Origin of the sequence: Enterobacter sp. KBR-315C3_2022, from assembly GCF_041399425.1 — a bacterium.
In the GTDB taxonomy this organism is placed as follows: Bacteria; Pseudomonadota; Gammaproteobacteria; order Enterobacterales; family Enterobacteriaceae; genus Enterobacter.
In genome coordinates, this window is the sequence record NZ_JBGKEB010000009.1 from 151,176 (window position 1) to 175,748 (window position 24,573).

A 24,573-nucleotide genomic window follows, 5' to 3' on the forward strand; every position below is an offset into this window, starting at 1 on the left:
CGCGCATTATACGCCGATTTTCTGCAAAAAGGAAAATGGAAACGGTGTTTCAAAAACAATCTGTGCAGAACCTCACAATATTGTTATCAAGGCGTTAAGGTACATTAAAATCTTATCGCGGCGGGGGAGTCACCCGCCGCGTTTTGCTCATTAATCGAGCGCCTGCTGCAGATCGGCGATCAGGTCGCGGCTATCCTCAATGCCGACGGAGAGGCGGATCAGCTGCGGCACGATGCCGTTTGCAAGACGTTGCTCCAGCGGAATAGACGCGTGCGTCATGCTGTAGGGCTGGCTGACCAGGCTCTCTAAGCCGCCCAGGCTTTCGGCAAGGGTAAACAGCTTCAGCCTGCGGATAACCTCGCTGGCCCGCTGCGCGTCGCCCTTGACGACCACGGAAATCATTCCGCCCGGCAGGGCCATCTGCCTGTGCGCGAGCGCCTGCTGCGGGTGCGATTCCAGCCACGGGAAATAGACTTTTTCAACGGCAGGGTGCTGCTCCAGCCATTGCGCAACCGCCAGCGCGTTGGCGCTGTGCTTTTCGATCCTCAGCGAGAGCGTGCGGATACCGCGCAGCGTCAGGAAGCTGCTGAACGGGTCGAGCACGCCGCCCACGGCGTTTTGCAGATAGCCCAGGCTATCCGCCAGCGCGCGGTTATCGCCCACGACGGCGAGCCCGGCCACCACGTCGGAATGGCCGTTAAGATATTTGGTGGCGGAATGCACCACGATGTCGAAGCCAAACGCCAGCGGGCGATGGATCGCCGGAGAGGCAAAGGTGTTATCTGCCACGCTAATAATCTTATGTCGGCGGGCAACGTCGGCGATGGCCGCCAGATCCGCCAGCTTGAGCAGCGGATTGGTGGGCGTTTCGACCCAGATCATCCGCGTGTCCGGGCGAATGGCGGCCTCAAGGCCAGCGATATCATCCGGCTTCACCCAGCTGACCCGCAGGCCGGTGGAGCGTTTGCGCACGTTCTCAATCAGCCGGTACGTGCCGCCGTACACGTCGTCAATGGCAACGATGTGGCTATCCTTGTCCAGCAGCTCCAGCACCGTTGAAATCGCCGCCAGCCCGGAGGCAAACGCATAGCCGCGCGTGCCGCCCTCCAGCTCGGCGATGGCGGTTTCCAGCGCGTGGCGCGTTGGGTTACCGCTGCGGGAGTATTCATACCCGGTATGCTCCCCCGGTGCGGGTTGCGCAAACGTCGAGGTGGCGTAAATGGGCGGCATCACCGCGCCGTGCGGGTCGGTAAATTCGCCGCTGTGCACGCTTAGCGTGGCTATATTTTTCATCGCGTATTCCTTTATTGTGAGAGGCGGTTGCGCCAGGCGGTCAGAACGTCGCTGCGCGTAATCAGCCCCAGAAAACGATCGTTGTCATTGATCACGGCGACCAGGCCCCGGTCAAAGATGGCGTGCAGGGCGCTTTCCGGCGCACGCTTGTCGAGAAACTCCACCTGGCGCGTCATGGCCTGCGTGACGGGGAGGGCGAAGCGGCTGCCGTCGCCGCCGATGTGGCGCAGCAGATCCCACTCGTCGATGATGCCCACGACCCGACCGTTATCCAGCACCGGCAGCTGCGAGATGTCGTAAAGGCGCATTCGCGCCAGCACGGTGGAGAGCGTGTCGTCCGGCGCGGCGGTGACGGTTGCGCCCTCATCGTGGCGCAAGGCGATATAGTCCGAGAGATCGCCCGCCCGCGGCCGCGCAATCAGCCCCTGCTGGCGCATCCAGTCGTCGTTGAACATTTTCGACAGGTATTTATTGCCGCTGTCGCAGGCGAAGGTGACCACGCGTTTAGGCGCGGTTTGCGCCTGGCAATACTTCAGCGCGGCGGCCAGCAGGGTGCCGCTGGAGGAACCTGCCAGGATCCCTTCCGTTTTCAGCAGCGCGCGGGCGGTGGCGAAGGCTTCGCGATCGCTAATGCGCAGGGCGCGGTTAACGCCTTCGATGTGCGCCAGCGGGGGGATGAAGTCTTCGCCAATCCCCTCGACCAGCCATGAGCCCGCGTCGTGATAGCCGCCCGTTTCTACCTGGTCGGCCAGCACCGAACCCGCCGGGTCCGCCAGCACAAATTCGGTGTGGGGAGAGTGTTCGGCAAACCACGCCTGCAGCCCGCCGAGCGTGCCGCCGGAGCCGACCCCGACGACAATCGCGTCGATGTGGCCGTCGAGCTGTTCGTACAGCTCCGGCGCGGTGGTGGTGCGGTGGGCCAGCGGGTTGGCCTCGTTGTTAAACTGGTCGATATAAAACGCGCCGGGCAGCTCGTCCGCCAGCCGCCGGGCGTAATCCTGATAGTAGGCCGGATGGCCCTTGTTAACGTCCGAGCGGGTCAATACCACCTGCGCCCCCAGCGCCCGCAGGTGGAAAATCTTCTCGCGGCTCATCTTGTCCGGCACCACCAGGATCAGGGAATAGCCTTTCTGCGCCGCGATAAGCGCCAGCCCCAGCCCCGTATTGCCCGCCGTGGCCTCGATGATGGTCCCGCCGGGCTGCAGCCTGCCGCTGCGCTCGGCCTCGCTGATCATCGACAGCGCAACGCGATCCTTGATCGAGCCGCCGGGGTTCTGGTTTTCCAGCTTCAGAAACAGCGAGCAGGGGCCGGTATCAAGCTTGTGCAGCTGGATGAGCGGCGTGCGGCCAATCAGTTCGGTGACGGAGTGATAGATCGTCATGGTCTTGTCCTTTCAGGAGGTGATGAGCGGATGATAGGACCATGAAAATTTCTCAATAAAGAACGTTTCACTGGCCTTTAGAACGGAAAGGAATATTTGGCCTGCTTTTGGAGGTAAGGACAGCAAGACGTAAAGTTGTCTGGATGTGAGGATGGCCATAACCCCACGAAATGAGGATAAATTAACCGTTTTTGCCGCCGAAGCGAGGCGCGATATGCATCCGTCGGATATCCATTGCTGAAATTCTTCTATTAGCTTCTCGCCGCACAGTTCGCTTCTTATTCCCTGGCGCTATAAGACATGCCTTTTTGTTCATTTAAATCCGCAGATAGCCTGATTAGTATCGTTTGGACATCCATACTGCTAAACCGCCATATGTGTTACGGATATTAAATAAGAATGATTGAACTCAGGAATATTTCGAAGGTTTTTGACAACGGCAAAGTCGCGCTGACCGCTGTCGACAACGTGAACTTAACGGTTGAGCAGGGACAGATTTACGGGATTATTGGCTACAGCGGGGCCGGGAAAAGCACGCTGATCCGCCTGCTGAACGGCCTGGAAAAACCGACTCAGGGCAGCGTGACCATCAACGGGCAGACGATCTCCGCCGCGAAGGGCGAGGCGCTGCGCCAGGCGCGCCTGAAGATCAGCATGGTCTTCCAGCACTTCAACCTGCTGTGGTCGCGCACGGTGAACGAAAACATTGCCTTCTCAATGCAAATCGCGGGCGTGCCTAAAGCCAAAATTCAGGCGCGGGTGGCCGAGCTGGTGGAGCTGGTCGGCCTGAAGGGGCGCGAAAACGCCTATCCGTCGCAGCTGAGCGGCGGGCAAAAGCAGCGCGTGGGCATTGCGCGCGCGCTGGCCAACCGTCCTGACGTATTGCTCTGCGATGAGGCGACCTCCGCGCTCGATCCGCAGACGACCGATCAGATCCTCGATCTGCTGCTGGATATTAACCGTCGCTTTCAGTTGACCATCGTGCTGATTACCCACGAAATGCACGTGGTGCGCAAAATCTGCGACCGCGTGGCGGTGATGGAGAACGGCAAAGTTGTGGAAGAGGGCGACGTGCTGAGCGTCTTTACCCATCCGCAGCAGCCGATTACCCGGCAGTTTGTCCGCCAGGTCAGCCAGTACGCCGAAGAGGAGACCTTTAATACGGAGCTGGCAAACGATCTGGAAGGCGCGGTGATCAGGCTGACGTTTACCGGGCACAGCACGCACAGGCCGATCGTAGGAGAGCTTACGCTGCGCTACGGCCTGCCGTTCAACATCCTGCACGGAAAAATGACGCAAACCGCCCACGGCGTTTTCGGACAGCTTTGGGTTCACGTCGTGGCATCAGATGAACAACTGAACAATATCCTCGCCGACCTGAAGCAAAGCGATATTGAAGGCGAGGTAATTAAGCATGGCTGAGGATCTTTTTCCGCACCTGAAGTGGGACCAGCTGTGGTCGGCCACCCAGGAGACGCTGTACATGACCGCGCTTTCCGGCGTGGCGACCTTTGTGCTCGGCATCGTGCTGGGGCTGGCGCTGTTTTTAACCGCCCGCGGCGGGCTGTTCCAGAACCGCACGGTCTACGGCGTGATTTCGATCGTGGTGAACGTGTTCCGCTCCATCCCGTTCATCATCCTGATCGTGCTGCTGATCCCGTTCACCAAGACTATCGTCGGGACCATTCTCGGCGCAAACGCGGCGCTACCGGCGCTAATCGTAGGCGCCGCGCCGTTCTACGCTCGCCTGGTCGAGATTGCCCTGCGCGAAGTCGACAAAGGGGTTATTGAGGCTACGCGCTCAATGGGCGCGCGGCTGAGCACGCTCGTGTTTCGGGTTTTACTGCCGGAATCATCACCTGCACTGGTTTCAGGTATTACGGTGACGCTCATCGCGCTGGTCAGCTACAGCGCCATGGCAGGGGTGATTGGCGCCGGTGGTTTGGGAAATCTGGCTTATCTGGAAGGATTCCAGCGCAACCACGGTGACGTCACGCTGGTGGCAACGGTGACCATTTTGATCATCGTTTTCATTATCCAGTTCTGCGGCGATGTCATTACTTCACTGTTAGACAAAAGATAATCTCTAATAACACACAGGAACCATCATCATGAAAAAAACGCTGACGCTGATCGCCGCCGCAACCCTGAGCGCCCTGAGCTTTGCCGCCTGGGCCGACACCCTGACCGTGGGCGCGTCCAACACGCCGCACGCGGAAATTCTCGAGCAGGCCAAGCCGATTCTGGCGAAGCAGGGCATCGACCTGGAGATCAAACCGTTCCAGGACTACATCTTACCGAACACCGCGCTGGCGGGCCGCGACATCGACGCCAACTACTTCCAGCATATTCCTTACCTGAACAGCGTCCTGAAGGATCACGCGGGCGACAAGGATTACGATTTCGTCAGCGCGGGCGCGATCCACATTGAGCCAATCGGCATCTACTCGAAAAAATATAAGTCGCTGAAGGATCTGCCGGAAGGCGGCAAAATCATCATGCGCGACGCGGTGTCCGAAGAGGGGCGCATCCTCTCTATCTTCGAGAAAGAGGGTGTGATCAAGCTGAAGCCGGGCATCGACAAAGTGACCGCGCGCATCAGCGATATCGTCGAGAACCCGAAAAAGCTGCAGTTTACGCCTAACGTGGAGGCCTCCCTGCTGCCGCAGATGTATAACAACGACGAAGGCGCGGCGGTGGTGATTAACGCCAACTACGCGATTGACGCCGGTCTGGACCCGGTTCACGACCCGATTGCAGTGGAGAGCGGTGAAAACAACCCGTACGCCAACATCATTACCGTGCATCGCGGTGACGAGAAGAAAAAAGATATCGTCGCGCTGGTGAACGTCCTGCACTCGAAAGAGATTCAGGACTGGATCCGCACCAAATACAAAGGCGCGGTGATCCCGGTAAATAATTAATTACCTGATTTACAAGATGAAGCCCGGCGAGTCGCTCGCCGGGCTTCTTTTTTGTATAGCGCCAGCGAATGAATTAAGCTGAGTTTTTCGGGCAATGGAGTGATGGCAATGGGTAACGTGACCAAAGACGAAGCGCTGTATCAGGAGATGTGCCGGGTTGTCGGCAAGGTGGTGCTGGAGATGCGCGATTTAGGCCAGGAGCCAAAGCATATCGTGATTGCGGGCGTGGTGCGGACCGCGCTGGCGAACCAGCGGGTTAAGCGCAGCGAACTCACCACCCAGGCGATGGAAACGGTGGTGAAAGCGCTGGCCGGGTAAGCCGCGCGGCCATTTGCTTATCCTGCACATCAACAGTCGATATTCATATTTCCCCTGACGCGCGGCGGGTGCTTAACTGAATGTACGTTAAGCGACGGGGAAAGAAGATGAAAAAGTGGATAAGCACGTTACGGCGGTTTTTTGCGCCTGAGCCATCGAGTGCGGAGAACAGCGCGCAGCGTGTTCTGGAGTCGATTCTGCCCGTCGCCAGCCTGTACGGCGTCGACGTCGCGAACATTGACCCGGAGTGGTTCCATGACAAAACGTCACGCTGAGCTGCGCCGCACGCGCGAAACCTACTGGAACGAGGTGTGCTGCGCGGGTGTAAAGACATTTAGCACGTAAAATAAGGCGCTGAAATACTCGGAGAGTTAGCGCACTTTTGTTACCAATGTGTCCTTTCATATCATGGAGAAAATGATGAAACGGACCATGCTAATTACCGCGCTCGCGTGCCCGGTCTTACTGTTTGCTATGCAGGCGGCACACGCCGCGCCGCAGGCCCACGTGGTGTGCGGCTACTCTCATACCCTCGGCGATGACGCCATCATGATGTATGGCATGCCCAACCATGCCATGCTGCACGACTTCTTTGGCAATGCCCATACCGATGCGGATTCCACCCGGGATAGCCTGCGCAGGCTTGAACGCACCACCTGCGATAACAAAGCCGACAGCTCCGCCTACTGGGCGCCGTCGCTGCGTCTGCCCGACGGAACGGTGGTAAAACCGGCCTATCAGAAAACCTATTATCAGGCGTCGCACGTTGATACCGCGCCGCTGACGCCGTTCCCGGCCGGGCTGGCGCTGCTGGCGGGGGATCACCACGGGGCGGCACCCAATTCGCACATCACGTTTTTATGCGCCAACGGCAAAGGCTACACCACCAAAGTGGGCGAGGTCTGCGGGCTGAGAAAGGCAAAAGACGCGGTGCAGTTTAATATCGGCATTCAGTTCCCGAACTGCTGGGACGGCGTAAACCTGAAGCCCGCTCACGGCCTGGCCAACGCCACCTACGACGTGAAGGGCGTGTGCCCGGATGCGTACCCGGTGAAAATCCCAACCGTCAATATGAACATCGCCTACGTGCTGCCGATGATATCGTCGCTGGACACCAGCAAAGCCCAGCTTTCGCTCGATCCGACCATGCGCGGCGACGAACGCGAAGAGCGCTGGGGCAGCCTGTATACGGCGCACGCCGACTTTATGAACGGCTGGACGGAGGATGCTGCCCGGTTTATGACCGACCTGTGCATGAACCGCGGACTGGACTGCGGTACCACCGTTCCTTACGGCTATGAAAACGCGAAGGCGAACGTCTGGCTAAGCAGCCTTGAGCCGGACGCCGCGCAGCCGAACGCGCAGCATCTGCTGGTGGAAGACAACTGGCAAAGCGGCGGGCGCATGAAAAACGCCGAAACCCTGTCGCTGGTGAAATTCAAGATCCCCGCGCTGCCGGCCGGACAGGATCCGTCCCTGTTTAAATATCGCGTGCGTATCTACGGCGGGAAAGTGGAAACCGACGGGGCCGACCAGATCTTCTTCTATCCGGCCAGCAACGACTGGGATCCGGCCAGCGTGCACTGGCGATCCCGGCCATCGTGCAACTACAAATCCGATGCGGTGCTGTACCTCAACCACAAGCGTGAATACCGGATGGTCGATGTCGATAAGGCCGTGCGCAAGGCGCTGGCGCAGGGGAAAACGGAGATCTCATGGTATATCGGCGGCGATCGTCAGGGGAATCATTATCAGTTTGAGCCAGCCTCATCTCCTGAAGGGCTGATTCTGATGCTGTCCGGGTACCAAAAGACGCCGGAAATTTGAAGCCTGCAAACGCGAGATGAAAAAAAAGCACCGGAAACCGGTGCTTTTTCTTTAGATTTTGCAGGCATCGCCGCAGTCGTCATCGGCGATAACCGCCTGAGCCTTTTTGTCCGCGTCTTCCAGACGCTCTGCGTTACGTTCTTCTGCTTCGTCCAGGCCGTTAAAGACCAGGTTATCGAGATCAATTTCCATAGTACACCCGCGTAATGTAATTTTTGATACCAGCACAGTATAGGGGAAAAAACGGAGACAATGTACCTCGCAGCACATAAGGATAATCCCTGCCATACTCAGTGATTTGGTGCTGAGGAAAGCCGATGATTATTCTGTGTAAAACCTGCGGGACCTCCTACGACCATCAGCCCGACCACTGCCCCATCTGCGAAGATGAACGCCAGTACGTTCCGGCTACCGGCCAGGCGTGGGTCGATTTTGACACCGTTACCGCAACCCACGCCAACAAATGGCAGCAGCTGGAGCCAGACTTACTTAGCCTTAAGACCGTCCCCGCGTTTGCCATCAACCAGCGCGCGCTGCTTCTGCGTACCCCGCACGGCAACGTGCTGTGGGACTGCATCGCCAACCTGGATGCGGCGACCAAAGCGCTGATTGACGCGCTGGGCGGCATCAGCGCCATCGCCATTTCGCATCCGCATTATTACACCACGCTGCAGGACTGGGCCGACGCGTTCGCTGCCCCCGTCTATCTTCACGCCAGCGATCGCGAGTGGGTGATGCGCGAAAGCCCGGCGATCCGCTTCTGGGAGGGCGATGCGCTTGACGTCATGCCTGAGGTGACGCTGCTGCGGCTCGGAGGCCATTTCGCGGGTGGGACGGTGCTTCACTGGCAGAAGGGCGAGGGCGTACTGCTGGCGGGCGATATTCTGCAGGTGACGCCGGGGAAGGATGCCGTCTCGTTTATGTGGAGCTATCCGAACATGCTCCCGCTGCCCGCGCGCACGGTGGAACAGGTAACGGCGCGGCTTGAGGGCAAAGCGTACGCGCGCCTCTACGGCGCGTTTGAAGGCCAGAATATCCTCGCGGAGGCCAGCGAGATCGTGCGCCGGTCGGGCCAGAAATATATTGCTTGTATGAAGTAAAGCGCGGTGGGTAAACTTTAAGAGCGTGATCTCGATCATGTCTAAACTAAAACAGATAAAAGAGATATTGCTATGCAACATATCATTGAAGGTTTTCTCAGCTTTCAAAAAGAGATTTTCCCGCAACGTAAAGAGCTTTTCCGCAGCCTGGCGTCCAGCCAGAATCCCAAAGCGCTGTTCATCTCCTGCTCCGACAGCCGCCTGGTCCCTGAGCTGGTGACGCAGCAGGAGCCAGGACAGCTCTTTGTCATTCGCAATGCTGGCAACATCGTGCCGCCTTTCGGGCCTGAGCCGGGCGGCGTGTCCGCAACCATCGAATACGCCGTCGTGGCGCTTGGCGTGACCGATATCGTCATCTGCGGCCACTCAAACTGCGGCGCGATGAAGGCGATCGCCGACAATGCCGACCTCGGCCCGATGCCAGCGGTTTCCCACTGGCTGCGTTACTCCGACGCGGCGAAAGCGGTGGTCGAGAAAAAAGCGTGGGATAAGCCGATCGACAAGGTGAACGCGATGGTGCAGGAAAACGTGTTCGCCCAGCTGAGCAACATCAAAACCCATCCGTCCGTTGCGGTAGGCCTTCGCAACAACGCTATCCGCCTGCACGGCTGGGTATATGACATCGAAAGCGGCGACATTCGCGCGCTGGACAAAGAGACGAAAACCTTCATATCTCTGTCGGAAAACCCGGGCGTATTCTTCGAATAACGCGCGTGGAGGGCATGGAAGCCCCGTTAGCGCTCCACCCACGGCAGCTTGCGCCGCGCCCCTGAAGCCAGTTGCGCCGCTGATTTCGCCATCGCTTCCGCAATTTCCGCACATTCAACGATCCCCTGAACGAATGGCCTGTCGTGCATCAGCCACGGTATGGCGCCAAACGCGATTCTCCCGCGCAGGATCTCAGGATCTTTAAGCGTGTAATCTTCGCCCACCTCTGGGATATCTTCTCCGGTAGACTGCAGCTGCTGGCGCAGCGTGGGGAAGGGCAGGTCTTTCGTTTTCAACGGCTTCTGCCCGCGGGCATCGATAAAGACGTCGAATTGCCACGTCTTGCCTGATGCGCTGATGACGGTGCGATCGCTGCTGAACGTTTTTTCGTAATCATCACCCAGCGCGGCGACGCTGACGATCCCGGCTTCGCGCAGCGCCAGCAGCCGACGAATGGACTGCGGCGGTATGGCGGCGTAATTATCAATGAAGATGCGCTCGAGGCCCGCTTTGAAGCGGGCGCGGTCGTTTTCGTCGAGAAGAGGAACCATCTCCTGCACGGCCTCGTGCAGACGCAGCACGGTGTAGCGCCACGCGACGGTGCGCTTTTCGCGCTTGTTGCGCTCGACCTCTTTGAGATTCTCCTCTGCCCACGTGAAGGGATCGTGCTTTTTACGGTCCGCAAACCAGGCGCCCCTTATGCTGTCCGCGTCCAGCGTGCGCAGGGCGACGTCGTTACACCAGTCGGGGTCGGCAAGCTCAAGCTCTGCCACCATCAGAGCAAAAATGCGGTCCAGAAGCCCTTGCTGCCCCTTCGCAATTTCGCGCTCGACCACCGCGTCGGTGAGAACAGTGAGGGGTTCATACGGGAGCGGACAGTAAAAATCGGCTTCCGGCAAAATGCCCGTGCGCGACATCAGGACGATTTTTAGCGCTTCGCTGCTTTCATCCAGCCGGAACACGGTGGGGGGATTTGCCTCTTCAATGAATGTGCCGTGCTGAAGCACCACCGCCATCGCGGCATCCAGCCCGCTGAGGGAGGTTCCCATGATGCCAACGCGGCAGGCGGGAATGGTGGCGTCCATCAGCCCGGACCAGGGGCTCGGGAAATAAGCGCGGGTCGCTTCATCCTCTTCCGGCCAGACGTGGCCCGTGGCGATAACGGCCAGATCGAACGGTGTCGGATCGGAAAATCCCTCCGCGACCACCGTTACCCCTTCAGGCGTGGTTTTCAGGTCGGTGACTTCGGTAGATTCATGCACCGTTATCTGGAAATCCTTCTTTCTGGCCTCGTCAACCACCGCCTGGAAGCGGTCGCGGAAATACTCGCCGAGCAGGATGCGCGGTAAAAACTGTCGGTCGTGGAGCGTGGATTTATCCACGCCGAAGCGGGTAAGGTGCGCTTCGCTTTGCTCTTTCAGCCAGTCGAGATAGCTGATGAAGACAGGGGGGATCTCAATACTGGCAATGTTTGCCAGCATCATGCGGGAGTTGTCTTCGTCGCTGTAGGGCATGCCGACGCCCGCTTCGTCTGCCTTTTCAAAAACGGTGATGGCAAGGGGCGCGTTGTTTTTCAGAAGCGCGTGAAGGGTATAGATTCCGGTCGGGCCTGCGCCAATAATCGCTATTTTTTTCATCCATCGTCATCTCATGTCTCAGTCCATAAGAAAAGCGTAGCAGGCGATCGCGCTGCCGGGATAGTCGTGCCTGTTGAAAGGCTGTCATCGCTTTATTCCCGGCTCCGCATAATCATAACTTTAGTCATCCGTAAACGTACTTTACTCTCCGCAGGCAGAGTGGTTAATTTATCCGTCCAGCGTTGGCCAGAAAAAATATCTGTATGATTGAATGCTGATGTTTGCAGGGAAAGTACAGGTTATTTTATCCAGGCCTTTCTATGGTGCTTTTGAATATATTATATATTCATGGGCTATTTCGCTGTGGCGATCTGTAATACGATTAGCCAAATGTAAATTCTGTGAATAATACTATTCAAAAAACAATAGTAATCATGGTCTGCCAGTTTCGTTGAATTGTGACCATGAATTATAAAAATTTAGTATGTATTCAGCTATGACGTGTTTGTTAGTTTTTATGTTTGCTTTATTGTAAGGAAATGGTTGAGCTTTCGTATCTGAAATGCCTTTTTAGCATTCTTTGTTTTTTTACATTTAGAGGAAGGCTCTTAATAAATGTCTTAAATTGGACTTAAGGCCTGAGAAGTTGATCTTGAGTGGCATTTTGTTCTAACATGCTTTTGTTAAGAAACTCTATTAATTCAACCATTCATTCTTCAGGGAAAGGGATCGCTATGGCCGATACATTCCAGAACGAAGTGCCTAAGGCACGTATTAATTTAAAATTAAGCCTTCATACCGGGGGCGCGCAGAAGAAAGTCGAACTGCCGCTTAAATTACTCACCGTTGGCGATTTCAGTAATGGCAAAGAGTCCCGGCCATTATCGGAACGTGAGAAAATTAACGTCAACAAAAATAACTTCAACAGCGTACTTTCGGAATTTAACCCGGAAGTAAATCTCACCGTTAAGAATACACTGGCGGGTGACGGTTCGGAGGAGAGCGTGAAATTAAGCTTCTCCGAAATGAAAGACTTCGAGCCAGAGCAGGTTGCGCGCCAAATTCCACAGCTGCGCGCCATGCTGGCGATGCGTAATTTATTACGCGACCTCAAATCCAATCTGCTGGATAACGCCACTTTCAGAAAAGAGCTCGAGAAAATTCTTAAAGATCCGGCCCTGTCCCAGGAATTACGCGATGAGATGAGTGCGCTTGCCCCGAAATAAGCCGCGCGCACGTTTTTTAATGGATTACACGAGAGAATGCTGATGTCTGTTAATACTGAAACAAGCCCGGCACAGGGGCAAACCACGGTTCTTGAGAAAGAGGGCGTTTACGCCTCCCTGTTTGAAAAAATTAATCTTGCTCCGGCGTCAAGCCTGGGCGATATCAACGCGTTTCTGGACGATGCGGCGCTGTCGGAAACTCCTGCGGGCGAACGTCTGACCGCCGCGATGCAGGTCTTCATGGACTGCATCCGCAAGTCCGGCCAGCAGGTGGAAAAGCTCGACAAGTCGCTGATTGACCACCACATCGCCGAGCTGGACTTCCAGATCAGCCGCCAGCTCGACGCGGTGATGCACCACGAAGAGTTCCAGAAGGTGGAATCCCTGTGGCGCGGCCTGAAGCAGCTGGTGGACAACACCGACTACCGCCAGAACGTGAAAACCGAAATTCTGGACGTCTCCAAAGACGACCTGCGTCAGGACTTCGAGGACGCGCCGGAGCTGATCCAGAGCGGCCTGTACTGGCACACCTACACCGCCGAGTACGACACCCCGGGCGGCGAGCCGATCGGTTCGGTCATCTCCTCCTACGAATTCGACGCCAGCCCGCAGGACATCGCCCTGCTGCGCAACATCTCCAAGGTGTCTGCCGCCGCGCACATGCCGTTCATCGGCGCCGTTGGTCCGAAATTCTTCCTGAAAGAGTCGATGGAAGAGGTGGCCGCGATTAAGGACATCGGCAACTACTTCGACCGCGCCGAATACATCAAGTGGAAATCTTTCCGCGACACCGACGACTCCCGCTACATCGGGCTGGTAATGCCGCGCGTGCTGGGTCGCCTGCCGTACGGTCCGGACACCGTACCGGTGCGCAGCTTCAACTACGTTGAGCAGGTGAAGGGCCCGGATCACGAGAAGTACCTGTGGACCAGCGCGTCGTTTGCCTTTGCCTCGAACATGGTGAAGAGCTTCATCAACAACGGCTGGTGCGTGCAGATCCGCGGCCCGCAGGCGGGCGGCGCGGTGAAGGACCTGCCTATCCACCTGTACGACCTCGGCACCGGCAACCAGGTGAAAATCCCGTCAGAAGTGATGATCCCGGAAACCCGCGAGTTCGAGTTCGCCAACCTGGGCTTCATTCCGCTGTCGTACTACAAAAACCGCGACTACGCCTGCTTCTTCTCGGCGAACTCCACCCAGAAGCCAGCCCTGTACGACACCGCCGACGCGACTGCCAACAGCCGCATCAACGCGCGCCTGCCGTACATCTTCCTGCTGTCGCGCATCGCGCACTACCTGAAGCTGATTCAGCGTGAAAACATCGGCACGACGAAAGACCGTCGCCTGCTCGAGCTGGAGCTGAACACCTGGGTTCGCGGGCTGGTAACGGAAATGACCGATCCGGGCGACGAGCTGCAGGCGTCACACCCGCTGCGCGACGCGAAGGTGGTGGTGGAAGACATCGAGGACAACCCGGGCTTCTTCCGCGTGCGCCTGTACGCGATCCCGCACTTCCAGGTGGAAGGGATGGACGTGAACCTGTCTCTGGTCAGCCAGATGCCGAAAGCGAAAGCGTAAGGCGGTATCAGGGATGAAAATTTATCGTCCACTGTGGAACGAGGGGGCGCTGCTGTCCCCTCAGCAGTTCCAGCAGCAGGCTGAGTGGGAATCTTTTCGCAGTGCCGGCGTATCGGCACTGGTTTCTCCTTTCCCGTGGGGAGTGGAAAAGATCGCGTTTAACGACAGCCTTCTTTCATCGGGCCTGATCCAGATTTCACAGCTACGTCTGTGGCTGGATGACGGTACGCTGATTGATGCTCAACGAAGCGATTTGCCGCCTGCTCCTCGCGAGCTGGATCCTGCTCAACTGGCGGGTCTTGATACTGTAACGGTCGTTATTGCACTACCGCATATGCAGCCTGGCGTGATTAACGTGGAACAGGAGGGGACTGCTGCCGATCGTCCACTTCGCTATCGCGAAGAGTGGGTAGCCGTGCAGGATGCCTTTGGTTCTGAAGACGAGTCCATGGCGGTTGCCCGCTTCAATTACACGATCCGGTTTGCCCATGAAAATAATGACGCCTGGAAAGTCTGCCCGGTAGCAAGACTCATCCGTGACGGGCAAAACGCCTGGCGGCAGGATCCGTCTTTCATTCCTCCTGTTGCGTCATTTTCCGCCAGTCCGGTTCTGCGTGAACGTCTCGTGCTGCTTAATCGCCAGCTGCGCTCCCGACGCCAGCGGCTGATGACCATGCGTCGCGAAAGTAACGAAAGGCTCGCCGATTTCGCGGTTGCCGATGTCTCTCTTTTCTGGCTTCTCAATGCGCTTAACTCGCACGCCAGGGTCCTGACGGAATATGAACGGTTCCCGGCACGGCCGCCTGAACAGGTATGGGCCGAACTCGCTCGTCTGGCAGGAAGCATGCTGACCTTCTCGCTGGAACACGATCTTGACGCGATTCCGGGCTATGACCATGCAGAGCCGGCCAGTGCTTTTCCTCCACTCTTTGACCTGGTCACAGAACTGCTGGAGGCAAGCCTGCCATCCCGCGTTATCGCTCTGGAAATGTCCCGACCGGACGGACAGACCTGGAAGGCAAACCTCCACGATATTCGTCTGCGTGAAGAGGCTGACCTTTATCTCTCTGTACGCTCAAATGTTCCGGCCTGGCAGGTCGCCGAAAAGTTTCCGGCACTCTGTCAGGCGGGATCCCCTGACGACGTCAATGTCATTTACGGGGCCGCACTCAAGGGCATTCCATTGATCCCGGTAAACAGAGTTCCTGCCGCGCTGCCGGTACGTATGGAAAACCAGTACTTTGCGCTTGATATGGAAAGCGCTGCTGCGCATGAAATGCAGGAGCAGGGTGTGTGTATGTTCTACGTGCCCGAGTTGCTGGGCGCCCTGGAGCTTGAACTGTTTGCGGTGCTGCGCTCATGAGAACGGAAATTGATATCGACCAGTTAATGACGGAGACCTGGCTCACCGTCACCATGCTGAAGAAAGGTGCCGTCACCCACAATGGCAATGCGCTTTACGATAAATGTGTCAGGCAGGTTGAAAGCGTGCGTGAAGCGCTGGAGCGCGCCGGATACGACGATGCCAGCGTGGACCATATCTCTTATGCACAGTGCGCATTGCTGGACGAGACGGTGATGAGCCGTAAATCTGAAAACACCGGAGAAGGTGAAGAAAGCGCCGTCGATGAAGGACAGATGGCATGGCGCAGGGCTCCACTCCAGGCCCGCTTCTTTGGCTCACTTCGGGCGGGTGAAGCACTCTGGGACCGTATTGCGGAAGTTCTGCGCCAGCCAGCGCCCAATACGGCTGTTCTGACCTGCTATCACCGGGTGATCGCTCTGGGATTTCAGGGGTTGTACAGCCTGAACGCCGTCAGCCAGGCGCAGCGGGATGAGGTGGTTAAAGCCCTTTCTGAGCGCGTTTCTCAGCCAGATGCGGGTCTCTCCTTGGTTGTCCATCGGACGGGTAAACACCGCTGGAGCCTGATGCGATCCGTCTGGTTCTGGATTGTACTGGCCATCATCATGACGGGTGTGGTCTGGTGGGGAGGCCATCTGTGGCTGCAGGCGCTGCTCTCGGCGCAATTACCGGAGCTGCACGGCTAATGCGTAAATCCGTCATTTTTTCGGTTGTCCTGCACACGCTTGTTGGCCTCGCCACGCTGCTGTGGTTGCTCTGGTCTTTCATCCCTGCAGGGAATGTGATGAAAGGGCTGGGCACGCTGCTGCTTGCTGGCCTGGCGTGCTGGACTGTTTTAAAAAGCTGCCGACGCGGGGATCAAGAATCCGACCACAGCGCTGCAACCGTTGATCTGCCGTTGCTGGACAATCAGGGGCCGGTGGTGCTGGTGTGCGGTGACCGCCTTGATGCGCTATTTCAGGGGAGTCCTCTGCGTAAAACCGCGCAGGGCTGGTGGCTGAGGGCGGGTGATGTCGCTCACTTAACTGACGTTGTCCGCAGCATTCAGGTTCAGTTCCCACGGCAGGTCGGCGAACTCTCGGTGATGTACGTCTGCCAGCCCGATCTGCATCAGGATGAGGCCGTTCTGCGCTCCACGCTGAAAACCCTCCGCCAGCAGAGTAAACAGATACATTCGCTGACGGGCTTTACATTACCGGTTGTGGTGAGCGCCGAGTTTTCCGGGCCTGAAACGCCGTGGGTGCTCGTGCGCGGAGACAAACCGGTAGCGTATCCGGACAACGCCTCGCCGCAGGCGCTCATTGACTGGCAGCAGGAAGGTGAAAACGTCAAGGCGCTGCCTGTGCTCGGTCAGGCATTTTTGTTTATCCGCAATACCCTGCTTGATGAGCTGGAGAAATCCGACCGGTTAACGCCACCTGTTCACGCCTTTGCCGTGGCAATGCGTCTGGGTTCCGTTAATCCTGAGGCGCAGTCCGTCTGGTCAGGCTGGCTCTGTTCCCGCACCTGTCTGCAGTTTTCCCGGAAGGCCAGTTTGCCTGCTCCGGCCAGCCAATTCCCTGATGCTGTTCTGCCGCTGCTGGCACCTTTTGCCTCTCTGGTGCAGGGCGGGCAGCGTACCCGCCGTCTCGTTCTTCTGATGTGGTTATGTGCCCTGGTGGCGCTGGGTATCTCTGCGCTTAACAACCGGGATCTGATCCGTCAGGTGGGCACCGATCTACAGCGCTGGAACGCGATCCCGATGAACCGTTACGGTCCTAAAGCTGAATCGCTGGCGGTGTTGAAACAGGATGCACTTCTGCTTGAGCGCTGGCAGCGGCAGGGGGAACCGATCCGTTACGGGCTGGGCTATTACCCGGGACAGCGCCTGTGGCTGGCGTTGCAGCAGGCCATTGATACCTGGGTCCCTCCTCCGGCACCAAAACCTGCTCCGGTCCCCAAAATCGTACGCCTCGACAGCATGTCGCTGTTCGACACCGGCAAATGGGCGCTGAAGCCCGGCTCGACGAAGCTGCTGGTGAACTCGCTGGTGGGCATCAAGGCGAAACCCGGCTGGCTCATCGTGGTAGCCGGTCACACCGACAGCACCGGCGACGACAAATCCAACCAGGTGCTTTCGCTCAAGCGCGCAGAATCCGTCCGCGACTGGATGCGCGACACCGGCGACGTGCCGGAAAGCTGTTTCGCGGTGCAGGGCTATGGCAAAAGCCGCCCGATCGCAACCAACGACACGACCGAAGGCCGGGCGCTGAACCGCCGTGTCGAAATCAGCCTGGTGCCGCAGGCGAACGCCTGCCAGCTGCCGGGCGCAACAACCGCGTCACAGGATATACGTGACGTTTCAACTCAAGAAATGGAGAAATAACATGGCAATTCCAGTCTATCTGTGGCTCAAGGACGACGGCGGCGCGGACATCAAAGGGTCTGTGGACGTTAAGGACCGCGAGGGCAGCATCGAGGTGGTGGCGCAGGAGCACAACCTGTACATCCCGACCGACAACAACACCGGCAAGCTGACCGGCACGCGCATCCACACGCCGTTCCTGTTCACCAAGGAAATCGACTCCTCCAGCCCGTACCTGTACAAGGCGGTCACCACCGGTCAGACCCTGAAGTCGGCCGAATTCAAGTGGTACAAAATCAACGACGCGGGCCAGGAAGTGGAGTACTTCAACACCAAACTGGAAAACGTGAAGGTGGTGAAGGTGAACCCGCTGATGCACGACGTCAAGGATCCGTCCTTCGAGAAGCACAACCATCTGGAACAGATTGAGCTGCGCTACGAGAAGATCACCTGGACCTATAAAGACGGCAACATTATTCATTCCGATTCCTGGAACGAACGCACCACTGCGTAATTACCCGTCATCCTTCGCGCCGCAGGTGCGTTGGCTGCGTTCGCTCACCCCGGTCACATAGTTATCTATGCTCCCGGGGATTCGCGAACTTGCCGCCTTCCTGCGACGCGAATGATTTAGGGTAATCGTCTTTGCGGACAGGAAACCCTGTCCGCCGTTTTTGCTGAGCGCCTGCCCCGCGGACGCTCAGCAAAGAACACACAATCTGCCTGCCTGACCTGATGCGCTTTGGTAAGTAAACAGCGAGGGGCGGTAGCGTGCCCGGAACTGATAAAGAGAGAGTCTCATGGAAAATCCAGCCGTTCTGTTACGTCGTCTTAATCCCTACTGCGCCCGCGCGATGGAAGGGGCCGCCTCCCTGTGCCAGACCCGCGCGCACGCCTCAATCCTGCCCGAGCACTGGCTGCTGAAGCTGCTGGAGCAGGGCGAGGGGGACATCACGGTGATTGCCCGCCGCTACGAGTGGGACATGGACGCAGTCTGGCAGGACCTGCTGGCGTTTCTCGACCGGCTTCCGCGCTCGGTGCGCGGCCGTCCCGACCTCTCTGACGGCATCCTGACCCTGATGCAGAACGCGTGGCTGCACGCCTCGCTGGCGGGTGAGATGCAGATCCGAAGCGTGCACCTGCTGATGGCGATTGTCGAAAAGCCGTCGCTGGTGCGCTGCGACGGCCTGTGGCCGCTGACCACCACCGGGCTGAGCCAGCTTGAGCGCCTGCGCGGGCTGCTGGACGCGCAGTCCGACGAGCGCGAAGAGGTGCAGCAGGAAGAAGAATTGGCCAAAAGTGATGAGGTGGCGTTCGTGGGCCGCCCGGTGAATGCGGATATAAAGGAAGGGGAGCTCAGCCCGGCGCTGCAGAACGCGCTCGACAGGTTCACCCTCGACGTCACCGCCCGCGCGCGCGAGGGCAAAATCGACCCGGTGTTCGGCCGCGACAATGAAATCCGCCAGATGGTGGACATCCTCTCCCGGCGCCGCAAGAACAACCCGATCCTGGTCGGCGAGCCGGGCGTCGGCAAAACCGCGCTGGTCGAGGGGCTGGCGCTGCGCATTGCCGAAGGCAACGTCCCGGACAGCCTGAAGCCGGTCTCCGTGCGCACCCTCGACCTCGGCCTGCTGCAGGCGGGGGCGGGCGTGAAGGGCGAGTTCGAGCAGCGCCTGAAAAACATCATTGAGGCGGTGCAGCAGTCGCCGCTGCCGGTGCTGCTGTTTATTGATGAGGCGCACACTATTATCGGCGCGGGCAACCAGGCGGGCGGCGCGGACGCGGCCAACCTGCTCAAGCCCGCGCTGGCGCGCGGCGAGCTGCGCACCATCGCCGCCACCACCTGGAGCGAGTACAAGCAGTACTTCGAGCGCGACGCCGCGCTGGAGCGCCGCTTCCAGATGGTCAGGGTGGACGAGCCGGACGACGACATCGCCTGCCTGATGCTGCGCGGCCTCAAGTCCCGCTACGCGGAGCACCACGGCGTGCACATCACCGACGAGGCCGTTCGCGCCGCGGTCACCCTTTCAAGACGCTACCTGACGGGCCGCCAGCTGCCGGACAAGGCGGTGGACCTGCTGGACACCGCCTCCGCGCGCGTGCGCATGAGCCTCGACACCGTGCCGGAGCCGCTGACCCGCATGCGGGCGCAGCTCACCGCGCTGGATATGGAGAAGCAGGCGCTGCTGGAGGACATCGCGGTCGGGAGCACCTCCCACGGCGAGCGCCTGGCGGCGATTGAGCAGGAGGAGGGCCGCATCCTTCTGGCGCTCGAGGCGCGGGAAGCCCAGTACGGCGACGAGCTGACGCTCACGGAGCAACTGCTGGCCTGCCGCCAGGACATCTCCCGCCAGGCGGACATCGCGACGCTGCAGGAGCAGCTCGGCGACGTGCAGCAGGGCAACCCGCTGCTGGGGCTGGACGTGGACGCCCGCACCGTGGCGACGGTCATCGCCGACTGGACCGGCGTGCCGCTCTCCTCGTTAATGAAGGACGAGCAGACGGAGCTGCTGAGCCTGGAGGAGAGCCTGGCGACGCGCGTGGTGGGCCAGGACGCGGCGCTGAACGCCATCGCGCAGCGCCTGCGCGCCGCCAAAACCGGCCTCGCGCCGGAGAACGGCCCGCAGGGCGTGTTCCTGCTGGTCGGCACCAGCGGCACCGGCAAGACCGAGACCGCGCTGGCGCTGGCCGACGAGATGTTCGGCGGCGAAAAATCCTTAATCACCATCAACCTCTCCGAGTACCAGGAGCCGCACACGGTTTCCCAGCTCAAGGGCTCGCCGCCGGGCTACGTCGGCTACGGCCAGGGCGGCATCCTCACCGAAGCGGTGCGCAAGCGCCCGTACAGCGTGGTGCTGCTCGATGAGGTCGAGAAAGCGCACCGGGACGTGATGAACCTGTTCTACCAGGTCTTTGACCGCGGCTTTATGCGCGACGGCGAGGGGCGCGAAATCGACTTCCGCAACACGGTTATCCTGATGACCTCCAACCTCGGCAGCGACCATCTTATGCAGCTGCTGCAGGAGCAGCCTGATGCCACCGACGGCGACCTGCACGAGCTGCTGCGCCCGATCCTGCGCGACCACTTCCAGCCCGCTCTGCTGGCCCGCTTCCAGACGGTGATTTACCGTCCGCTGGGCCAGGCGGCGATGCGCACCATCGTCGGCATGAAGCTGAACCAGGTGAGCAAACGCCTGGCGCGCCACTACGGCATGAAGACCGCGATTGCCGACGGCCTGATGGACGCGCTGATCGACGCCTGCCTGCTGCCGGACACCGGGGCGCGCAACATCGACAGCCTGCTGAACCAGCAGATCCTGCCGGTGCTGAGCCAGCAGCTGCTGACGCACATGGCGGCGGGGCAGAAGCCTGAGTCGCTGAGCCTGGGCTGGGATGAGGAAGAAGGGATTGTGCTGGCCTTCGATGAGCATGCCGAAGGAGAGGTGTCGTGATCGATGCTTTGATAAGCAAGGCCGGCGGCCAGATACAACAACTGCCGGGCCAGTCACGCTATCGCGTTGACGTGCACGGCTGCACTGAACATCTGGATGTGCTGCGCTTCAGCGCGGTGGAGTCCCTCAGCCAGCCCTGGCGCTATGACGTGGCCGTTACCTGCTCCTCTGCGGATATTGCCTGCGATACGCTGCTGCTGAAACCGGCGTCATTTACCTTCCAGACCCCGGTGTATGACGGGACGCCGGCACTGCCGGTCCGCACGGTTTATGGCGTGGTGGCATCGTTTCGCCGCATCTCAGCCTCGAACGAGGATACCCGTTACGCCCTGACGCTGGTTCCCCGCATTGCGCTTCTCGGCCTGACGAAAGGAAGCGAGGTTTACCTCAACCAGTCGGTTACCGAGGTGGTTGAAAAGGTTCTGCGTAAACACGGTCTGGAAGGGCCTGATTTTGCATTCCGGCTCTCCCGGGAATATCCGGCCCGGGAGCTCATCACCCAGTGGCGGGAGACAGACCTGGCGTTTATCCAGCGCCTGCTGGCAGAGGTGGGCATTTACTGGCGCTTTGAAATGGACGGACGTCTCGAACAGGACGTGGTGATATTTCAGGACAGCCAGCAGCAGTATGAAACGGGCGTCATGCTGCCGCTGCGCAACCAGGCCGGGATGAGCGACAGCGGGCAGGAGAGCATCTGGGATATCCAGACCGCATACAGCGTGGTGAGCGGAAGTGTGGCCACCCGGGACTACAACTACCGCGAGGCGCTGACGCCTCAGGACAGCTCTGAACGTATCAGCAGCCCGGACGGCATCACCACCGGGGAAACGTACCACTACGCAGAGCCTTTCCTGGCGGCAGGCGATGCGGAAAGCGTAGAGACCGGGGCGTACTTCGCCCGACTGCGCCATGAACGCATCCTGAACGCGCAGTACCGCGTCAGCGGGCACTCCTCCAGCCCGCATCTGGCGCCGGGTCAGGTTCTGGAAACGGACGGAACGTTACCTGATGCGGTTAAAGAGGGCATCGTCATCACCACCGTGCGCACCAGTGGTTCACGCAAAAGCAGCTTTACGCTGACGTTTGAGGGTATCCCCTACAGCGAAACCGTCTGCTGGCGTCCGGCACTGCTCAGTCGCCCGGTGATATCCGGCTCGCTGCCTGCCCGGGTGGAAAGCACGCAGAAAGGCGATACGTATGCCTGGCTCGACCCGGACGGACGCTACCGGGTGAAGCTGGACTTCGACCGCAGCAGTGCCGAACAGGGCTATGCGTACCTCTGGCTGCGGCTGGCGAAACCGTATGCCGGTGATACGTACGGATTCCACTCGCCGCTTCTCGACGGCACGGAAGTCGCGGTGATGTTTGACGGCGGTGACCCTGACCGTCCGTATATCGCTTACGCCCTGCATGATTCAGAGCACCCGGACCACGTCACCCGGGACAACCACACGCGTAACGTGTGGCGCACGCCGGCGAACAACAAGCTGCGGATGGAGGATAAGCGCGGCGAGGAGCATATCAAGCTCGCGACGGAATACGGTAAAACGCAGCTGAACCTGGGACACCTGGTCAACGGCCAGCGTGAAAAGCGCGGGGCCGGATTTGAGCTGCGCACGGATGAGCATGGCGCAGTGCGCGCGGCAAAAGGGCTGTTCCTGACGGCGGATGCGCAGGCCAAGGCGCAGGGCCCGGTGCTGGAAATGACGCCTGCGCTTAACCAGATTAACCAGGCCAACAGCCAGATGCAGGCGCTGAACGGCGCTGCGGAAGCGGCCGGGGCGCTGGTATCGGATATCAGCACCCAGATAAGCTTCGTGACCGACAGAATCAAAGACCTCCAGTCTGCCGTCCTGCTGGGGAGTGCCCCGCAGGGCGTGGCACTGACCTCGGGGGAACATATTCAGCTCAGCAGCACCCGCAACACGATGATCAATGCCGGTCAGCACCTTGACGTCGGTGCGATGAAGGATCTGTCCGTGAGCGTGGAAAAGGCGCTGGGGCTGTTCGTGCATAAAGAGGGGGCGAAGGTTGTCGCGAATCAGGGAGACATCGAGATCCAGGCGCAGCACAACACGATGGCTCTGTTCTCTGAAAAACAGCTGACGGTAACCAGTAGTGAAGACGAAATTATTATCAGCACGCCGGAAACCCTGACGCTGAACGGTGGTGGGTCATATCTGCGCCTGAGTAAGAACGGAATTGAACACGGTTCTTCCGGTAATTTCATAATGAAGACTTCAAACTATCTGGTGCCGGGTACCGGCGCAAACCTTCCCAATGAAACACCGAACTTCAGCCTGACGGATATTAATCAGGAAAGCAAAATCAGCAGCAAATCATTTAATGACTGAGAGCCGAAAATGAAAACATTAACTCATAAACTCCGCGTTGTATTTGTTTTTCTATTTTCTTCTCATTTTCAAATATTTCACTGGCTGATGAATCAAAAAGCTCTGAGAGTATTGTGCATGACTTTTATTCTGCATACCTTCAACCTGAGTCAGGTGGCAATGATGCATTAATTAAAAAAATATGTGTCTGATGAGCTTGCGAAAAGCATCAATGACTCCACTATGTGCAATTATGACACTGCTGCCTCGATATCTGAATCAGAGTTAGCCAAAAAATGTTCATAGAAGCACGAGTGTAAACAAGTTAAAGGTAACTATGCCTGCGACTGGCATGGGATTTGGGTTGAGACTGATGTCAACTATTTCATAAAATCACAAGATGTGCTTTTATCGTGGAGAACAAATATAAACACTTTTGATGTTATACAAAAAGGAAGTGATTCATTGGTTGACGTTGTTTTGGGTAATGACTCTGAGCCTAAAGCAAGGTTTAAAGTGTCGCTTAAAAAAGAAAATGGCAACTGGAAAATTATCAGCGTAACGGAATGATATTAAGGTTGTGTAAGGTGATATTTAACTATCCGATTAGATTAACAGAGATATTGAGTTAAGCATTTTGAAGAGGTGTTTATGTTGAAGGGAATGTTTATCGCTTGTTATTTACTTTGTGTGCCTTATATCGCTTTGGCCTCAGGTGAGAGGGTTTTGTCGCCTGACGAAGTTGTAAGTACGTTCTACCATGATTACCTGGTAGCAGAAGAGATGTCTGACATGGAATCAGCTAATGACCTCTCTTTGAAAGCAATTGCTAAATATACAACGGAACATCTTAGAAGTTTAAGAGATAATGATGATTCTGGTGCAGATTATTTTGTCGATGCTCAGGATATATGTGAGGAATGGAAAAACAATATTGGTACCAAAATAGTGTCAGCCAATGACCATATGGCACTGGTGAATCTTAAATTAGGTTATGGGAAAGGTACGTCTCTGTATGCTGTTACTTTAGTAAAGGTCGGGGGCAAATGGATGCTCGATTCTGTTAAGCCTACATTCAAAGGCAGTATTTATTGCCCCCAACAGGCTGAAGGTACTAACTAAATGCTTAATAAGGATATTGCAGTCGG

Annotated in this window: 22 protein-coding genes; 18 read left to right on the forward strand and 4 right to left on the reverse strand. The window is 57.9% G+C overall.

What is annotated here, in order from left to right; all coding sequences use genetic code 11:
- Positions 1-150: 150 nt before the first annotated feature.
- Positions 151-1,293 (reverse strand): PLP-dependent aspartate aminotransferase family protein, encoded by a 1,143-nt coding sequence (locus AB8804_RS12010; RefSeq protein ID WP_371186359.1) that lies wholly within the window; start codon positions 1,291-1,293, stop codon positions 151-153.
- Positions 1,294-1,304: 11 nt separating this feature from the next.
- Positions 1,305-2,675 carry a pyridoxal-phosphate dependent enzyme gene (locus AB8804_RS12015; RefSeq protein WP_371186361.1) on the reverse strand — a complete coding sequence of 457 codons (1,371 nt, stop codon included), beginning with the start codon at positions 2,673-2,675 and terminating at the stop codon, positions 1,305-1,307.
- Positions 2,676-3,074: 399 nt separating this feature from the next.
- Here AB8804_RS12015 and AB8804_RS12020 point away from each other — a divergent pair, with 399 nt between their 5' ends.
- The 6 genes from AB8804_RS12020 (at position 3,075) to AB8804_RS12045 (ending at position 7,744) form a co-directional block, all read left to right on the forward strand.
- On the forward strand, positions 3,075-4,097 hold the full coding sequence (locus tag AB8804_RS12020; protein ID WP_371186363.1) for a methionine ABC transporter ATP-binding protein: 1,023 nt from the start codon (positions 3,075-3,077) through the stop codon (positions 4,095-4,097).
- A complete protein-coding gene (locus AB8804_RS12025) occupies positions 4,090-4,758 on the forward strand; it encodes a methionine ABC transporter permease (protein ID WP_371186365.1) in 669 nt (222 codons plus the stop codon). Before AB8804_RS12020 ends, AB8804_RS12025 begins: the two co-directional genes overlap by 8 nt.
- Before the next feature lie 28 nt (positions 4,759-4,786).
- Positions 4,787-5,599 (forward strand): MetQ/NlpA family ABC transporter substrate-binding protein, encoded by an 813-nt coding sequence (locus AB8804_RS12030; protein WP_371186367.1) that lies wholly within the window; start codon positions 4,787-4,789, stop codon positions 5,597-5,599.
- A gap of 108 nt (positions 5,600-5,707) precedes the next feature.
- Positions 5,708-5,917, forward strand: a complete 210-nt coding sequence (gene fumD, locus AB8804_RS12035) for a fumarate hydratase FumD (protein WP_371186369.1) — start codon at positions 5,708-5,710, stop codon at positions 5,915-5,917.
- Between the two features lie 107 nt (positions 5,918-6,024).
- On the forward strand, positions 6,025-6,192 hold the full coding sequence (locus tag AB8804_RS12040; protein ID WP_371186371.1) for a hypothetical protein: 168 nt from the start codon (positions 6,025-6,027) through the stop codon (positions 6,190-6,192).
- A gap of 145 nt (positions 6,193-6,337) precedes the next feature.
- Entirely contained in the window at positions 6,338-7,744 is a 1,407-nt protein-coding gene (locus AB8804_RS12045; RefSeq protein WP_371186442.1) for a DUF1996 domain-containing protein, read from the forward strand.
- Between the two features lie 51 nt (positions 7,745-7,795).
- Here the strand turns inward: AB8804_RS12045 and AB8804_RS12050 are convergent, their stop codons facing one another.
- On the reverse strand, positions 7,796-7,936 hold the full coding sequence (locus tag AB8804_RS12050; protein ID WP_371186373.1) for a hypothetical protein: 141 nt from the start codon (positions 7,934-7,936) through the stop codon (positions 7,796-7,798).
- 125 nt (positions 7,937-8,061) lie between these two features.
- On the opposite strand from AB8804_RS12050, the gene AB8804_RS12055 reads away from it, so the two are divergent.
- Positions 8,062-8,844: an MBL fold metallo-hydrolase gene (locus tag AB8804_RS12055; protein WP_371186375.1), complete on the forward strand. Its 783-nt coding sequence runs from the start codon at positions 8,062-8,064 to the stop codon at positions 8,842-8,844.
- 72 nt (positions 8,845-8,916) lie between these two features.
- The gene (locus AB8804_RS12060) at positions 8,917-9,552 is read left to right on the forward strand and encodes a carbonic anhydrase (protein ID WP_371186378.1); all 636 of its coding nucleotides are present in this window, start codon (positions 8,917-8,919) and stop codon (positions 9,550-9,552) included.
- Positions 9,553-9,578: 26 nt separating this feature from the next.
- Here the strand turns inward: AB8804_RS12060 and AB8804_RS12065 are convergent, their stop codons facing one another.
- The gene (locus AB8804_RS12065; RefSeq protein WP_371186380.1) at positions 9,579-11,189 is read right to left on the reverse strand and encodes an FAD-NAD(P)-binding protein; all 1,611 of its coding nucleotides are present in this window, start codon (positions 11,187-11,189) and stop codon (positions 9,579-9,581) included.
- Between the two features lie 674 nt (positions 11,190-11,863).
- On the opposite strand from AB8804_RS12065, the gene tssB reads away from it, so the two are divergent.
- The 10 genes from tssB (at position 11,864) to AB8804_RS12115 (ending at position 24,547) form a co-directional block, all read left to right on the forward strand.
- Complete coding sequence (tssB, locus tag AB8804_RS12070) at positions 11,864-12,355, forward strand: type VI secretion system contractile sheath small subunit (protein WP_371186382.1); 492 nt, start codon at positions 11,864-11,866, stop codon at positions 12,353-12,355.
- Positions 12,356-12,397: 42 nt separating this feature from the next.
- Positions 12,398-13,933 (forward strand): type VI secretion system contractile sheath large subunit, encoded by a 1,536-nt coding sequence (gene tssC / locus AB8804_RS12075; RefSeq protein ID WP_371186384.1) that lies wholly within the window; start codon positions 12,398-12,400, stop codon positions 13,931-13,933.
- A gap of 13 nt (positions 13,934-13,946) precedes the next feature.
- Positions 13,947-15,296 (forward strand): type VI secretion system baseplate subunit TssK, encoded by a 1,350-nt coding sequence (gene tssK / locus AB8804_RS12080; protein ID WP_371186386.1) that lies wholly within the window; start codon positions 13,947-13,949, stop codon positions 15,294-15,296.
- On the forward strand, positions 15,293-15,982 hold the full coding sequence (gene tssL / locus AB8804_RS12085) for a type VI secretion system protein TssL, short form (RefSeq protein ID WP_371186388.1): 690 nt from the start codon (positions 15,293-15,295) through the stop codon (positions 15,980-15,982). Before tssK ends, tssL begins: the two co-directional genes overlap by 4 nt.
- Positions 15,982-17,661, forward strand: a complete 1,680-nt coding sequence (locus AB8804_RS12090) for an OmpA family protein (protein ID WP_371186390.1) — start codon at positions 15,982-15,984, stop codon at positions 17,659-17,661. The genes tssL and AB8804_RS12090 overlap by 1 nt, the downstream gene beginning before the upstream one ends.
- A gap of 1 nt (position 17,662) precedes the next feature.
- Entirely contained in the window at positions 17,663-18,154 is a 492-nt protein-coding gene (gene hcp, locus AB8804_RS12095) for a type VI secretion system effector Hcp (RefSeq protein ID WP_046885950.1), read from the forward strand.
- A gap of 286 nt (positions 18,155-18,440) precedes the next feature.
- A complete protein-coding gene (tssH, locus tag AB8804_RS12100; protein WP_371186393.1) occupies positions 18,441-21,092 on the forward strand; it encodes a type VI secretion system ATPase TssH in 2,652 nt (883 codons plus the stop codon).
- Positions 21,089-23,446, forward strand: coding sequence for a type VI secretion system Vgr family protein (locus tag AB8804_RS12105; RefSeq protein WP_371186395.1), 2,358 nt, complete (start codon positions 21,089-21,091; stop codon positions 23,444-23,446). The genes tssH and AB8804_RS12105 overlap by 4 nt, the downstream gene beginning before the upstream one ends.
- A gap of 366 nt (positions 23,447-23,812) precedes the next feature.
- The gene (locus AB8804_RS12110) at positions 23,813-23,995 is read left to right on the forward strand and encodes a DUF3828 domain-containing protein (RefSeq protein WP_371186444.1); all 183 of its coding nucleotides are present in this window, start codon (positions 23,813-23,815) and stop codon (positions 23,993-23,995) included.
- A gap of 81 nt (positions 23,996-24,076) precedes the next feature.
- Entirely contained in the window at positions 24,077-24,547 is a 471-nt protein-coding gene (locus tag AB8804_RS12115; RefSeq protein ID WP_371186397.1) for a DUF3828 domain-containing protein, read from the forward strand.
- The last annotated feature ends 26 nt before the right edge of the window (positions 24,548-24,573 follow it).